The organism is Microbacterium sp. JC 701 (assembly GCF_021026215.1).
GTDB classification, from domain to species: Bacteria; Actinomycetota; Actinomycetes; order Actinomycetales; family Microbacteriaceae; genus Microbacterium; species Microbacterium algihabitans.
Window position 1 is genome coordinate 152,965 of record NZ_JAJNCV010000002.1, and the last position, 14,037, is coordinate 167,001.

A 14,037-nucleotide genomic window follows, 5' to 3' on the forward strand; every position below is an offset into this window, starting at 1 on the left:
GAAGTGGCCGATCGGCCCTTGCCAGCTTAGGCGGGCAGGAGGCCGATGGCGACATCGGTCGGGCGCACCGGTGCGGGCAGCACCGTTTCGCCCATGAGGAACGTGTCGACCTCCGCGGCCGCGGCGCGACCCTCGGCGATGGCCCACACGATGAGGGACTGACCGCGACCCGCGTCGCCGGCCACGAACACGCCGGGCGTGGTGGTGGCGTACGTCGCGTCGCGCTCGAGGTTGCCGCGGTTCGTGAACTGCGTGCCGAGCTGCTGCTCGAGCGCCTCGCGCTCGGGGCCGGTGAAGCCCATGGCGATCAGCACGAGGTCGGCGGGGATCTCGCGCTCGGTGCCGCTCTTGGGCACGCGACGACCGTCGAGGTACTCGGTCTCGGCGACGCGCAGCGCGCGCACCTCGCCCGCGGCGTTGCCGAGGAACTCCACGGTGGAGGCGAGGAAGGTGCGCTCCCCGCCCTCTTCGTGAGCGGATGCCATCTCGAACAGGTTCGGCATCATCGGCCACGGCTGCTCGGCCGGGCGCTCCGACGGGGGCTGCTTGCCGATCGCGAGGTTGGTCACGCTCAGCGCGCCCTGACGGTGCGCGGTGCCGATGCAGTCGGCGCCGGTGTCGCCACCGCCGATGACCACGACGTGCTTGCCCTCGGCGGTGATCTGGTGCGGCACCTGGTCGCCCGCGACGGCCTTGTTGCCCTCGATGAGGTACTCCATCGCGTAGTGCACGCCGTCGAGGTCGCGGCCCGGGATCGCGAGGTCGCGCGGCACCGTGGAGCCGGTGGCCACCACGACCGCGTCGTAGCGCGCCCGCAGGTCGCTCCACGAGATGTCCTTGCCGATCTCGACGCCCGCGCGGAAACGCGTGCCCTCGGCCTGCATCTGGCGCAGGCGCAGCTCGAGGTGGCGCTTCTCCATCTTGAAGTCGGGGATGCCGTAGCGCAGCAGACCACCGATGCGGTCGTCGCGCTCGAACACCGCGACCGTGTGCCCGGCGCGAGTGAGCTGCTGGGCGGCGGCGAGTCCGGCGGGGCCGGAGCCGACGACGGCGACCGTCTTGCCGGTCAGGCGCTCGGGCGGCTCGGGCTCCACCCAGCCGTTGCCGAACGCCTCGTCGATGATCGAGACCTCGACCTGCTTGATCGTGACGGCCGGCTGGTTGATGCCGAGCACGCACGAGCTCTCGCAGGGCGCGGGGCACAGGCGACCGGTGAATTCCGGGAAGTTGTTGGTCGCGTGAAGGCGCTCGATGGCCGCACGGCCCTCGCCGCGCCACGTGAGGTCGTTCCACTCGGGGATCAGGTTCCCGAGCGGGCAGCCCTTGTGGCAGAACGGGATGCCGCAGTCCATGCAGCGACCGGCCTGGCGCTTGATGACGGCCGAATCACCCGGCTCGTACACCTCTTTCCAGTCCATGATGCGGACCGGAACGGGACGACGCTTCGGAAGCTCGCGCTCCGTGGTCTTGAGAAAACCTTTCGGGTCAGCCACCCGTCACCTCCAGAATGCGCTTCCAGACGACGTCGCCGTCGGGGTCGAGCCCCTCCGACACCGCCTCCTGGCGGGTCTGCAGCACGGCGGCGTAGTCGCGTGGCAGCACCCGGACGAAGTTGTCCACCTCGGTCTCGAACTCGTCGAGCAGACGACGGGCGAGGGTGGAATCGGTCTCCGCGACGTGCTTTTCGAGCAGGTCGCGCAGGATCTCGGCATCCCCCGCTCCGAGGGGACCGAGTTCGAGCTCACCGGATGCCATGGCCTCGCGGTTCACGAGGTCGCGGTCGAGCTTGTAGACGTAGGCCTGGCCGCCCGACATGCCGGCGCCGAGGTTGCGGCCCGTGGCGCCGAGGATCACGGCGAGACCACCGGTCATGTACTCGAGCGCGTGGTCGCCCACGCCCTCGACGACCGCGGTCGCACCCGAGTTGCGCACGAGGAAGCGCTCGCCTACGACGCCGTTGAGGAACATCTGCCCCTGCGTGGCGCCGTAGCCGATGACGTTTCCGGCGATGACGTTCTCGGACGCGGCGAAGGTCGAACCGCGCGGCGGGCGCACGACGATCGTGCCGCCCGACAGGCCCTTGCCGACGTAGTCGTTCGAGTCGCCCTCGAGGCGCAGCGTGATGCCGGCGGGCATGAACGCACCGAACGACTGGCCGGCCGAGCCGGTCAGGCGCACGTCGATCGAGTTCTCGGGCAGTCCGTGCTCGCCCCGCGCCTTGGTGACGTGGTGGCCGAGCATGGTCCCCACCGCGCGGGCCGTGTTGCGGATCGGCAGGTCGATCGTGAGCTGACCGCCGTGCGCGATGACGTCCTGCGCGCGCTCGATGAGCTGCACGTCGAAGTGCTCCTCGAGCTCGTGGTCCTGGTTGCGCGCGTGGCGGCGGGGCTCGTCGTCGGCGAAGCGGGGTCCTTCGAGGATCGGCGCGAGGTTGAGGCCGCGCGCCTTCCAGTGCTGGATCGCCTCGTTGGCATCCAAGAGCTCCGAACGACCCACGATCTCGTCGATCGAGCGGTAGCCGAGGGCGGCGAGGTACTCGCGCACCTCCTGGGCGATGAACTCCATGAAGTTGACGACGTACTCGGCCTTGCCGGTGAAGCGCTCGCGCAGCACGGGGTTCTGCGTCGCGACGCCCACGGGGCAGGTGTCGAGGTGGCACACGCGCATCATGATGCAGCCCGAGACCACCAGCGGAGCGGTGGCGAAGCCGAACTCCTCGGCACCGAGCAGGGCGCCGATGATGACGTCGCGACCGGTCTTCATCTGACCGTCGACCTGCACGACGACGCGGTCGCGCATGCCGTTGAGCATGAGCGTCTGCTGCGTCTCGGCCAGGCCCAGCTCCCAGGGGGTGCCAGCGTGCTTGAGCGAGTTCATGGGGCTCGCGCCCGTGCCGCCGTCCTGACCGGAAACCAGGATGACGTCGCTCAGCGCCTTGGCGACACCCGCCGCGACCGCACCGATACCCGACTGGCTGACCAGCTTGGTGTGGATGCGGGCCGAGGGGTTGGCGCGCTTGAGGTCGAAGATGAGCTGCTTGAGGTCTTCGATCGAGTAGATGTCGTGGTGCGGCGGGGGCGAGATGAGCCCGACGCCCGCGGTCGCGTGGCGCGTGCGCGCCACCCACGGGTACACCTTGGTTGGCGGCAGCTGACCGCCCTCGCCGGGCTTGGCGCCCTGCGCGAGCTTGATCTGGATGTCGTCGGCCTTCGTCAGGTAGAGGCTCGTCACCCCGAAGCGACCGGATGCCACCTGCTTGATGGCACTGCGACGCTCGGGGTCGAGCAGACGGTCGACGTCTTCTCCGCCCTCACCGGTGTTCGACTTGCCGCCGATGCGGTTCATCGCGACGGCGAGCACCTCGTGCGCCTCTTTCGAGATCGAGCCGTAGCTCATCGCGCCGGTGGAGAAACGCTTGACGATCGCCGAGACGGGCTCGACCTCGTCGATCGGCACGGCCGGCCGCAGGCCCGTGCGCAGGCCGAACAGACCGCGCAGGGTCTTCAGCTCGTGCGCCTGGTCGTCGATCAGGTGCGTGTACTCGCGGAAGATGTCGTACCGGCGCTCGCGCGTGGCGTGCTGCAGACGGAAGACCGTGTCGGGGTTGAACAGGTGCGGGGCCCCGTCACGGCGCCACTGGTACTCGCCACCGGTCCACAGGCGCTCGTGCGCACGGGCCGCCGCGTCCTGCGGGTAGGCGTATTCGTGGCGCGCGGCGTTCTCGGCCGCGATGACGTCGAGTCCCACGCCGCCGAGCTTGGTCTCGGTGCCGGTGAAGTACGCGTCGATGAAGTCGCGCGACAGTCCCACGGCCTCGAACACCTGGGCGCCGGCGTACGACGACACGGTCGAGATGCCCATCTTCGACATGATCTTCAGCACGCCCTTGCCGAGCGCGTAGATCAGGTTCTTGACCGCCTTCTCGGGCGTGACGTTGGTGATGAAGCCCGCTCGCACCAGGTACTCGACGGTCTCCATCGCCAGGTACGGGTTGACCGCCGAGGCGCCGTAGCCGATGAGGGTCGCCACGTGGTGCACCTCGCGCACATCGCCGGCTTCGACCACGAGACCGACCTTCATGCGGGTCTCTTTGCGGATGAGGTGGTGGTGCACGGCCGCGAGCATGAGCAGCGACGGGATCGGCGCGAGGTCTTTGTTGGAGTCGCGGTCGCTGAGCACGATGAACTCGGCGCCGTCTTCGATGGCCTGGTCGACCTCGGTGCACATCTGCGTGAGGCGCTTCTGCAGACCCTTGTGTCCGGCCTCGACGCGGTAGAGACCGCGGATCGTCACCGACGACCGGCCCGGCAGGGCGGTGTCGATGTGCTGGATCTTCGCGAGCTCGTCATTGTCGATGACGGGGAAGTCGAGGGTCACCGTGCGCGTGTGGTCGGGACCCCAGGCCAGCAGGTTGCGCTCGGGACCGAGACCGAGCGAGAGGGACGTGACGACCTCTTCGCGGATCGAGTCGAGCGGCGGGTTGGTGACCTGCGCGAACTGCTGCGAGAAGTAGTCGAACAGCAGACGAGGGCGGTCGCTGAGCACGGCGACGGGTGCGTCGCTGCCCATGGCGCCGAGCGGCTCGGTGCCGCCCTGACCCATGGGGGTCAGCAGCATGCGCACCTCTTCTTCGGTATAGCCGAAAGTGCGCTGGCGGCGCGTGATCGAGGCGATGGGGTGCACGATGTGCTCGCGCTCGGGCAGCTCGCTGAGCTTGACGCGGCCCTTGCTGACCCACTCGCCCCACGGCTGCGAGGCGGCGAGGTCGGCCTTGATCTCCTCGTCTTCGACGATGCGGCGCTGGGCCGTGTCGACGAGGAACATGCGGCCCGGCTGCAGGCGGCCGCGGCGCTTGATGCGCTCGGGCGCGAAGTCGAGCACACCGGTCTCGGAGCCGATGACCACGAGGCCGTCGGTCGTCTCGGTCCAGCGGCCCGGGCGCAGTCCGTTGCGGTCGAGGGTGGCGCCCACGAGCGTGCCGTCGGTGAAGATCAGCGCGGCGGGGCCGTCCCACGGCTCCATCTGCATGGAGTGGTAGTCGTAGAAGGCGCGCAGGTCGGGGTCGATCGTGGCCTGCTTCTCGTAGGCCTCGGGCACCATCATCATCACCGCGTGCGGCAGGCTGCGACCCGTCAAGGTCAGCAGCTCGAGCACCTCGTCGAACGACGCCGAGTCGCTCGCGCCCTCGGTGCAGATGGGCAGCAGGGGGCGAACGTCGCCGATGAGCTCGGACTCGAGCTGCGACTGACGCGCGCGCATCCAGTTGCGGTTTCCCTTGACGGTGTTGATCTCGCCGTTGTGCGCGAGCATGCGCAGCGGCTGCGCGAGCGGCCACGACGGGAACGTGTTCGTGGAGTATCGCGAGTGCACGACCGCGAGCTCCGAGGCGAAGCGCTCGTCGGAGAGGTCGGGGTAGAACGGCTCGAGCTGGAGCGTGGTGACCATACCCTTGTAGCCGAGCGTGCGGCTCGACAGCGACACGAAGTACGCCTGGAGCTCGTGACGCGCGCGCTTGCGCAGGCGGTAGACGCGGCGGTCGAGCGCGATGCCCGACAGCGCCGGCTCGTCGCCCGTGGCCGGGCGCGAGACGAACAGCTGCTCGAACGCGGGACGCGCCTCGAAGGCGAGCTTGCCGAGGTTCTCGGTCTCGACGGGCACCTCGCGCCAGCCGAGCACCTCGAGGTTCTCGTGGCGCGCGAGCTCTTCGATGCCCGACTTCATGGCCTGACGCTCGTCGTGGCCGAGCGGCAGGAAGATCATGCCCGCGGCGTACTCCCCCACCGGCGGCAGGTCGAAGTCGACGACCTCGCGCAGGAACGCGTCGGGCATCTGGGTCAGAATGCCGGCGCCGTCGCCCGTGCCCGCGTCGGAGCCGATGGCGCCACGGTGCTCGAGGTTGCGCAGCGCCGTCAGCGCCAGGTCGATGATGTCGTGACCGGCTTCGCCGCGGAGAGTGGCGACCATGGCGAGGCCACAGGCGTCTTTCTCGAACGACGGGTCGTACATTCCCTGTCGGGCGGGGAACGTGCCTCCGACGGTGTCGGAGCGCAGGCTGGAAGCCATATCAACCGTCCTCACGTTGATGCTTCGAATGGGACGACGTCGGCCCAGAGTGTTAGTTCGTGGCGGGGCTGCTTGTGGCGCTGGTGCCGACGGTGTCGCTCGTCGCGGGCGGCTCGCTCACGTCGACGAAGTCAGAGGGGTCGCCTGAGTCTACAGCCCCCGGAGCCTTCGACTCGCGCCCGGGCGCGTAGGGCGAGGGCTCGAGACCGAGGTGGCGACGCGACTGCACGATGAAGATCACGATGCCGAGGATCACGCCGAAGATCGCGGCCCACACGTTCGTGCGCAGCCCCAGGATGATGTCGCTCGGGTCGACGCGGATCGACTCCCACACGATGCGTCCGGCGGAGTACCAGACCAGGTAGATCGCGAACTGCTTGCCCCACTGCAGGGTGAAGCGTTTGCCGACGTAGAGGATGACCGCGGCGCCCAGCAGGTTCCAGATGACCTCGTAGGCGAAGGTGGGGTGGAACAGGGTGCCGGCGGGCAGGCCGACCGGGATGGCCGGGTTGCCGGAGTCGATCTGCAGACCCCAGGGCAGGTCGGTGGGCTGGCCGAAGAGCTCCTGGTTGAACCAGTTGCCGAAGCGACCCATGGCCTGGGCGATGATGAGGCCCGGCGCGAGCGCGTCGGCGAAGGTCCAGAAGCGGATGCCGGTCCACTTGCACCCGAGGAAGGCGCCGATCGCGCCGCCGATGAGGGCGCCGTAAATGGCGATGCCGCCCTCCCAGATGGCCCACACCGATCCGGGCTGCGTGATGTTCCACGGATTGGAGCCGGGGCCGAAGTAGAAGCCCGCGTGCGTGACCACGTGGTAGATGCGCGCCGCGACGATGGCGAGGGGCACCGCCAGCAGGCAGATGTCGATGACGACCCACTTCTCGGCCCCGCGACGCGTCAGACGCGCGTTCGTGAGGAACACCGCGACGATGATGCCCGCGACGATGCACAGGGCATAGAAGTGGATGCGGAGCGGACCGAGATCGACGTAGGAGATCGTCGGGCTCGGGATGCTGGCGAGCACGCCGGAGGCGGCGCTCGAGAGGGCGAACGTCATGCAGATGAGTCTAGGCGCGCTTCGAAGCGCCCGCGGACAGCTCCTTCGCGAGCGAGGAGAGCCCCTCGACGCCGCCGTCGCGGAGCGCTTTGACCAACGCGGTTCCGACGATCGCGCCGTCGGCGTACTCGACGACACCCGCGACCTGCTCGGCGTTCGAGATGCCGATCCCGACGCATGCGTGGGCGGCACCGAACGAGCGCAGGCGCTCGACGAGGTTCCGCGCGGCGGCGTCGAGCGAGGTGCGCTCCCCCGTGATGCCCATGGTCGACACGGTGTAGACGAAGCCGGTGGAGGCCTCGACGATCATCTTCAAACGCTCGTCCGACGAGGTGGGGGCGGCGAGGAACACGCGGTCGAGGCCGGCGCGCTTGCTCGTCTCGATCCACTGCGATGCGGCATCCGGGGTCACATCGGGCGTGATGAGGCCCGCACCGCCCGCGGCGACGAGCTCGTCGGCGTAGCGGTCGACGCCGTACTGCTCGACGAGGTTCCAGTAGGTCATCACGAGGACCGGCACGTCGGTGCGCGCGGTGACCTCGCGGATGATCGAGAACAGGTCGCGCATGCGGAACCCGTTCGCGAGCGCCGTCTGCGTGGCCTCCTGGATGACCAGGCCGTCCATCACCGGGTCGCTGTAGGGCGGGCCGAGCTCGATGACGTCGGCGCCGGCCTCGGCCAGCGCGACGGCCGCCTCGATGCTGGTCGCGACGTCGGGGAAGCCCGCGGGCAGGTAGCCGACGAAGGCACCACGGCCCTCGGCGTGGGCGGCGTCGATGGCCGCCGAGACGCGAGAGGTCACAGCTCGACTCCCGCGCCGCTGGCGGCGTCCGGGGCCGGGGTCACGTCGACGGGCGAGCCGGGGGCGGATGCCACCGTCTCCGCAGCACGCGTCTGCGCGGAGCCCTCGGGACCCTCGGCCGCGTGCTCGGCGTCGTACAGGTCGAAGTAGCGCGCCGCGGTGTCCATGTCTTTGTCGCCGCGACCCGAGAGGTTGATGGCGATCACGGCATCCGGACCCAACTCGCGACCGATGCGCAGGGCTCCGGCGAGGGCGTGGGCCGACTCGATGGCCGGGATGATGCCCTCGGTGCGCGAGAGCAGGCGCAGGGCCTGCATGGCCTCGTCGTCGGTGGCGGGGATGTACTGGGCGCGGCCGATGTCGGCGAGCCACGCGTGCTCGGGACCGACGCCCGGGTAGTCGAGTCCGGCCGAGATGGAGTGCGACTCGGTGGTCTGGCCGTCTTCGTCCTGCAGCACGTAGGTGCGCGCACCGTGCAGGACGCCGGGGCGACCCCGCTCGATCGAGGCCGCGTGCTTGGGGGTGTCGACGCCGTCGCCCGCCGCCTCGACGCCGTAGAGGGCCACGCCCTCGTCGTCGAGGAACGCGTCGAACATGCCGATCGCGTTCGATCCGCCGCCGACGCACGCGAACACGGCGTCGGGGAGGCGGCCGAGGCGCTCGAGGAACTCCGCGCGGGTCTCTTCGCCGATGATCTTCTGGAAGTCGCGCACCATCGCCGGGAAGGGGTGCGGGCCCGCGGCGGTGCCGAAGATGTAGTTGGTCGTCTCGACCGAGGCGACCCAGTCGCGGTAGGCCTCGTTGATCGCGTCTTTCAGCGTGCGCGAGCCCGTCGTGACGGGGATGACCTCGGCGCCGAGAAGGCGCATGCGGGCCACATTGAGCGCCTGGCGCTCGGTGTCGACCTCGCCCATGTAGACGACGCACTCGAGGCCGAACAGGGCCGCGGCGGTCGCGGTGGCGACGCCGTGCTGGCCGGCTCCGGTCTCGGCGATCACGCGCGTCTTGCCGAGGCGCTTGGTCAGCAGCGCCTGGCCCAGCACGTTGTTGATCTTGTGCGAGCCGGTGTGGTTGAGGTCTTCGCGCTTGAGGAAGACGCGCGCGCCTCCCGCGTGCGCGGCGAAGCGCGGCACCTCGGTGAGCACCGAGGGGCGACCCGCGTAGTCGTGCAGCAGAGCGCGCAGCTCGGTGTGGAACTCCGGGTCGGCCATCGCCGACTCGTAGACCTCGGTGAGCTCGTCGATCGCCGCGATGAGCGATTCGGGCATGTAGCGCCCGCCGAAGTCGCCGAAGAACGGCCCCTTCTGGTCGCGCAGCTTCTGGTCGGGCACGGTGGTCATCAGGACTCCTGGAGGAATGCGCGGAGCGTGGCGACGGGGTCGCCGGTGACGAGGGCCTCGCCCACGAGCACGACGTCGGCACCCGCCGCGCGGTAGTGCGCCACGTCGGCGGGGGCGAGGACGGCCGATTCGGCGATCTTCACGGCATCCGCGGGGAAACGCTCGACCAGCGAACCGAACAGGTCGCGGTCGAGCTCGAAGGTCGACAGGTTGCGCGCGTTGACGCCGATGAGCTTCGCGCCCAGCTGCGACGCGCGCTCGAGCTCGTCGGCCGAGTGCGTCTCGACGAGGGCGGTCATGCCCAGGTCGGTGACGAGGCCGTAAAGCTCTGCGAGGGTCTTGTCGTCGAGGGCCGCGACGATGAGCAGCACCAGGTCGGCGCCCGACGCCCGGGCCTCGAGCACCTGGTAGGGCGTCGCGATGAAGTCCTTGCGCAGCACGGGAACGCTGACGGCGGCACGGACGGCCTCGAGGTCGGCCAGGCTGCCCTTGAACTTGCGCCCCTCGGTGAGCACCGAGATTGCCGAGGCCCCGCCCTCTTCGTACAGGCGCGCCTGACGAGCGGGGTCGGGGATCGAGGCGAGGTCGCCGCGCGAGGGGCTCGCGCGCTTGACCTCGGCGATGATCTTCACGCGGTCGGCGGGGGCGAGCATCGCGAGGGCATCGCGAGCCGGGGTCTGCGCGAGGGCATCGCGCTCGGCCTCCGCGAGCGGACGCGCCTGGGCGCGCTGCTCGGCGTCTTCCACCGCTCCGGCCGTGAGATCGGCCAGCACGATCAGTGGGCCTTCGGGTTGGACTTCGCGCCGTTCGCGCCGTAACCGGCCTTGGTCATGACGAAGCCGACGATCGCGCCGACCACGAGCAGACCCACGGACGCCCACACCATGACCGGCATGTCGAACCAGAAGAACAGCGTGCCGAGCGTGATCGCGACCAGCATGATGATCACGGTCGTCCAGGCGGCGGGCGAGTGTCCGTGGCCGGGATCGCCGATGGGGTTGCTCATGGGGCTCCTTACAGTCGCGCGCAGCGCGGGGGAAAGCGTGCGTCCAGTCTACCGAAACGGTGGTGCCGTCCCCGCGCCGACGTCTCGATGTCGCGAGGATCGCTCAGGCGGTGGGGTCGTCGCCGCGCGAGAGGTCGTCCCACGAGTCGATCGCGTCGTGCGGACGACCGGTGCCGGTCGCCGCGGCCTCCTCGGCCGTGCGGTACTTGCGGCTCGCGCCCGAGGCCCAGCGTCGCGCCGTGACGAGGGTGAAGACGGATGCCGCGAGCAGCACGACCTGCGCGACGAAGGTCACGGCCGGCCACGGCGTGAGCGAGAGGTCTTGGACCAGCGCTCCCACGGCATCCGTGCCCGAGATCCCCGTCGCATCGGTGACGGTCGCCGCGGTCGCCGACACGGGGGTGGCGAACAGCAGCTGCGCGGTGCCGAACCCGACGAGGGCGGCGATGAGCACGCCGAGCGCGCCGAAGACGTACCGCATGACGGGGCCGACGATCGAGAGGGCGGCGCCCAGGGCGAGGGCGGCGAGGCTCAGCGGGGTGAGCACGGGCAGGGCCTCGGCGCCGGGCACCGCGAGCGTCTGCTGCGATCCGTCGTCGAGGGTGACGTCGATCCAGGTCTGCGTCGACGCGATCACCCCGATCGCGCCGGTCAGGAGCATCGCGAGCACCGCCGTGGAGCGGGCGCGACGCATCAGCGCTCCCCCACGACCGGGTGCAGGTCGTCGGAGTCGAAGCAGGTGTGGTCGCCGGTGTGGCACGCGGCGCCGATCTGGTCGACCTCGATCAGCAGGGTGTCGCCGTCGCAGTCCAGGCGCGCGCCCTTGACCAGCTGAATGTGGCCCGAGGTGTCGCCCTTGCGCCAGTACTCCTGGCGCGACCGCGACCAGAACGTCACGCGACCGGTGGTGAGCGTGCGGTTCAGGGCCTCGGCATCCATCCACCCCACCATCAGCACCTCGCGCGAGTCGAACTGCTGGATCACCGCGGCCACGAGACCGTCGGCGTCGTACTTCACACGGTCGACGCTCATCGGCGCACCTCGATCCCTTCGGCGGCCATGGCGTCTTTGACCTGTCCCACGGTGAGCTGGCCGGAGTGGAACACGGATGCCGCGAGCACGGCGTCGGCGCCGGCCTGCACGGCCGGGGCGAAGTGCTCGAGCGCGCCCGCCCCGCCCGAGGCGATGACGGGGACCGCGGCGACCTGGCGCATGAGGCGCACGAGCTCGAGGTCGAAGCCCTGCTTGGTGCCGTCGGCGTCGATCGAATTGACGAGCAGTTCGCCGGCTCCGCGCTCGACCGCCTCGCGCGCCCACTCGAGGGCGTCGAGCGTGGTCTCGGTGCGGCCGCCGTGGGTGGTCACGACGAAGCCCGAGGGGGTGGATGCCGCCCGCTTGACGTCGAGCGAGAGCACGATCACCTGCGCGCCGAAGCGGTCGGCGATCTCGTCAATCAGGGCCGGCCGCGCGATCGCGGCCGAGTTGACGCCGATCTTGTCGGCGCCGACCGCGAGCAGGCGGGCGACGTCGTCGCTCGAGCGCACTCCCCCGCCGACGGTGAGCGGGATGAAGACCTGTTCGGCCGTGCGGCGAACGACGTCGTAGGTCGTCGAGCGCTCGTCGACCGTGGCGGTCACGTCGAGGAAGGTGACCTCGTCGGCGCCCTGCTCGAAGTACAGCTTCGCGAGCTCGACGGGGTCGCCCATGTCGCGCAGGTCGAGGAAGTTGACGCCCTTGACGACGCGGCCCGCGGCGACGTCGAGGCAGGGGATGACGCGACGCGCGAGGGTCATCAGAGCCTCGCGGCGAGGATCTCGGTGACGAGGATCGCGCGCGCGCCGATCGCGTAGAGGGCGTCCATGACCTGGTTGACGTCGCGGCGCGGGCTCATGACCCGCACGGCCACCCACTCGGGGTCGCGCAGCGGCGAGATCGTGGGCGACTCCAGGCCCGGGGCCACGGCGACGGCCTGCTCGATCAGGTGAGCGGGCAGGTCGTAATCGATCAGCACGTAGGTGCGGGCGGCGAGCACGCCGCGCAGGCGGCGCAGCAGAGTGTCGGTGCCCTCGGCCTCCTGGGGACCGGCGATCAGCACGGCGTCGGACTCGAGCAGCACCGGCCCGAAGATCTCGAGACCGGCCTGGCGCAACGTGGTTCCGGTCGAGACGACGTCGGCCACGGCATCCGCCACCCCGAGCTGCACGGCCGATTCGACCGCCCCGTCGAGCGGGACGATGTCGACGGCGATGCCGCGCTCGTCGAGGAATGCGTCGACCAGACCCGGGTAGGCCGTGGCGACGCGCAGACCCTCGAGGTCGGCGATGTCGGTGAAGCGACCGGGGCGACCGGCGAAGCGGAACGTCGAACCGGCGAAGCCGAGCGACTCCACCTCGCGCGCGCCGGGCATGCGGGCGTCGAGCAGCAGGTCACGACCGGTGATGCCGACGTCGAGCGCACCCGAGCCGACGTAGGTCGCGATGTCACGCGGACGGAGGTAGAAGAACTCGACCTCGTTCACGGGGTCGACGGTGTACAGGTCTTTCGAGTCGCGACGTCCGGTGTAACCGGCCTCCGAGAGCATCTCGGCGGCGGTCTCGGCGAGCGACCCCTTGTTCGGCACGGCGATTCGCAGCATGACGGGGGCTTTCGTGTTGTGTGAGCTGGAGGGGGAAGAGCGCGGCTCAGAGATGTCGGTAGACGTCTTGAAGCGACAGGCCCTTCGCGAGCATGAGCGTCTGCAGGTGGTAGAGCAGCTGCGAGATCTCTTCGGCGGCCGCCTCGTCGGTCTCGTACTCGGCGGCCATCCACACCTCGGCGGCCTCTTCGACGATCTTCTTGCCGATGGCGTGCACGCCGGCATCCAGCTGAGCGACGGTGCCGGAGCCGGCGGGTCGCTCGACGGCCTTGGCGCTGAGTTCCGCGAACAGGTCGTCGAAAGTTTTCACGGTTCCAGGGTATCGGGTCGGCGGGGGTGGGGCTGTCCGCGGCGTGTGCGCGCGGGGCGGGGAGCGTTTCCCGAGCGTGGAGTTCGCCGGCCGGGCTCAGTGGCGGTGGTGGGCGGCCGAGGCGCGCAGCGACTGGATCGCGCGGTCGGGGTCGTCGGCGCCGAACACCGCGGAGCCCGCGACGAACGTGTCGGCCCCGGCCTCCGCGGCCTGGGCGATCGTGGATTCGCCGATGCCGCCGTCGACCTGCAGCCAGACCCTGGCCCCGCGGCGCTTCGCCTCGTCGGCGAGGGAGCGCAGCTTCGGCATGGTCTCGGGCATGAACGACTGCCCCCCGAAGCCGGGCTCGACGGTCATCACGAGGATCTGGTCGAACTCGTTGAGCGAGTCGAAGAGGTTCTCGACCGGGGTTCCGGGCTTCACGGCCACTCCGGCCCGCGCGCCCATCGAGCGCAGCTGCCGGGCGAGCGCGACGGGAGACGCCGCGGCCTCGAGATGGAAGGTCACGGATGCCGCACCCAGCTCGGCGTACGCCGGAGCCCAGCGGTCGGGGTCGTCGATCATCAGGTGCACGTCGAGCGGCACGGGGCTGGTCTCCTGGATGCGGCCCACCATCTGCGGCCCGAACGTGAGGTTCGGAACGAAGTGGTTGTCCATCACGTCGACGTGCACGAAGTCGGCTCCCGCGATGCGCGCGAGCTCGGCCTCCATGTTCACGAAGTCGGCGGCGAGGATGCTCGGGTTGATGCGCGGGGCGTCGGTAGGCACCCGACCATTATGGGCGCCGGTGCGGATCGCGTGAGTCGCCAGAGTTCGTCGCTTCA

General features: G+C 70.1%; 13 protein-coding genes. All 13 read right to left on the reverse strand.

Annotated features, from left to right (window positions below; translation table 11 throughout):
• Positions 1-26: 26 nt before the first annotated feature.
• The gene (locus LPW41_RS08670) at positions 27-1,493 is read right to left on the reverse strand and encodes a glutamate synthase subunit beta (protein ID WP_144833397.1); all 1,467 of its coding nucleotides are present in this window, start codon (positions 1,491-1,493) and stop codon (positions 27-29) included.
• Positions 1,486-6,063: a glutamate synthase large subunit gene (gene gltB, locus LPW41_RS08675; RefSeq protein ID WP_230704607.1), complete on the reverse strand. Its 4,578-nt coding sequence runs from the start codon at positions 6,061-6,063 to the stop codon at positions 1,486-1,488. Before gltB ends, LPW41_RS08670 begins: the two co-directional genes overlap by 8 nt.
• A gap of 52 nt (positions 6,064-6,115) precedes the next feature.
• Positions 6,116-7,120, reverse strand: a complete 1,005-nt coding sequence (lgt, locus tag LPW41_RS08680; protein WP_230704608.1) for a prolipoprotein diacylglyceryl transferase — start codon at positions 7,118-7,120, stop codon at positions 6,116-6,118.
• Between the two features lie 10 nt (positions 7,121-7,130).
• Entirely contained in the window at positions 7,131-7,922 is a 792-nt protein-coding gene (trpA, locus tag LPW41_RS08685; RefSeq protein ID WP_230704609.1) for a tryptophan synthase subunit alpha, read from the reverse strand.
• Positions 7,919-9,262: a tryptophan synthase subunit beta gene (gene trpB / locus LPW41_RS08690; RefSeq protein ID WP_230704610.1), complete on the reverse strand. Its 1,344-nt coding sequence runs from the start codon at positions 9,260-9,262 to the stop codon at positions 7,919-7,921. The genes trpA and trpB overlap by 4 nt, the downstream gene beginning before the upstream one ends.
• Positions 9,262-10,035, reverse strand: a complete 774-nt coding sequence (gene trpC, locus LPW41_RS08695) for an indole-3-glycerol phosphate synthase TrpC (protein ID WP_230704611.1) — start codon at positions 10,033-10,035, stop codon at positions 9,262-9,264. The genes trpB and trpC overlap by 1 nt, the downstream gene beginning before the upstream one ends.
• 2 nt (positions 10,036-10,037) lie before the next feature.
• Entirely contained in the window at positions 10,038-10,268 is a 231-nt protein-coding gene (locus LPW41_RS08700) for a DUF6704 family protein (protein ID WP_144833410.1), read from the reverse strand.
• Positions 10,269-10,371: 103 nt separating this feature from the next.
• Positions 10,372-10,962, reverse strand: coding sequence for a Trp biosynthesis-associated membrane protein (locus LPW41_RS08705; RefSeq protein ID WP_154096671.1), 591 nt, complete (start codon positions 10,960-10,962; stop codon positions 10,372-10,374).
• On the reverse strand, positions 10,962-11,300 hold the full coding sequence (gene hisI / locus LPW41_RS08710; RefSeq protein WP_144833413.1) for a phosphoribosyl-AMP cyclohydrolase: 339 nt from the start codon (positions 11,298-11,300) through the stop codon (positions 10,962-10,964). Before hisI ends, LPW41_RS08705 begins: the two co-directional genes overlap by 1 nt.
• On the reverse strand, positions 11,297-12,061 hold the full coding sequence (gene hisF, locus LPW41_RS08715) for an imidazole glycerol phosphate synthase subunit HisF (protein ID WP_056231813.1): 765 nt from the start codon (positions 12,059-12,061) through the stop codon (positions 11,297-11,299). The genes hisI and hisF overlap by 4 nt, the downstream gene beginning before the upstream one ends.
• Positions 12,061-12,903: an ATP phosphoribosyltransferase gene (gene hisG / locus LPW41_RS08720; RefSeq protein WP_144833415.1), complete on the reverse strand. Its 843-nt coding sequence runs from the start codon at positions 12,901-12,903 to the stop codon at positions 12,061-12,063. Before hisG ends, hisF begins: the two co-directional genes overlap by 1 nt.
• A 46-nt stretch (positions 12,904-12,949) precedes the next feature.
• The gene (locus LPW41_RS08725) at positions 12,950-13,213 is read right to left on the reverse strand and encodes a phosphoribosyl-ATP diphosphatase (RefSeq protein ID WP_144833417.1); all 264 of its coding nucleotides are present in this window, start codon (positions 13,211-13,213) and stop codon (positions 12,950-12,952) included.
• Between the two features lie 96 nt (positions 13,214-13,309).
• Positions 13,310-13,981 (reverse strand): ribulose-phosphate 3-epimerase, encoded by a 672-nt coding sequence (gene rpe, locus LPW41_RS08730; protein ID WP_308071710.1) that lies wholly within the window; start codon positions 13,979-13,981, stop codon positions 13,310-13,312.
• Positions 13,982-14,037 lie beyond the last annotated feature (56 nt).

Coding starts and splice junctions, on each gene's coding strand:
- hisG (WP_144833415.1), bottom strand. CDS start 12,903: ATGCTGCGAATCGCCGTGCCGAACAAGGGGTCGCTCGCCGAGACCGCC.
- LPW41_RS08705 (WP_154096671.1), bottom strand. CDS start 10,962: ATGCGTCGCGCCCGCTCCACGGCGGTGCTCGCGATGCTCCTGACCGGC.
- hisF (WP_056231813.1), bottom strand. CDS start 12,061: ATGACCCTCGCGCGTCGCGTCATCCCCTGCCTCGACGTCGCCGCGGGC.
- gltB (WP_230704607.1), bottom strand. CDS start 6,063: ATGGCTTCCAGCCTGCGCTCCGACACCGTCGGAGGCACGTTCCCCGCC.
- hisI (WP_144833413.1), bottom strand. CDS start 11,300: ATGAGCGTCGACCGTGTGAAGTACGACGCCGACGGTCTCGTGGCCGCG.
- trpB (WP_230704610.1), bottom strand. CDS start 9,262: ATGACCACCGTGCCCGACCAGAAGCTGCGCGACCAGAAGGGGCCGTTC.
- lgt (WP_230704608.1), bottom strand. CDS start 7,120: ATGACGTTCGCCCTCTCGAGCGCCGCCTCCGGCGTGCTCGCCAGCATC.
- LPW41_RS08700 (WP_144833410.1), bottom strand. CDS start 10,268: ATGAGCAACCCCATCGGCGATCCCGGCCACGGACACTCGCCCGCCGCC.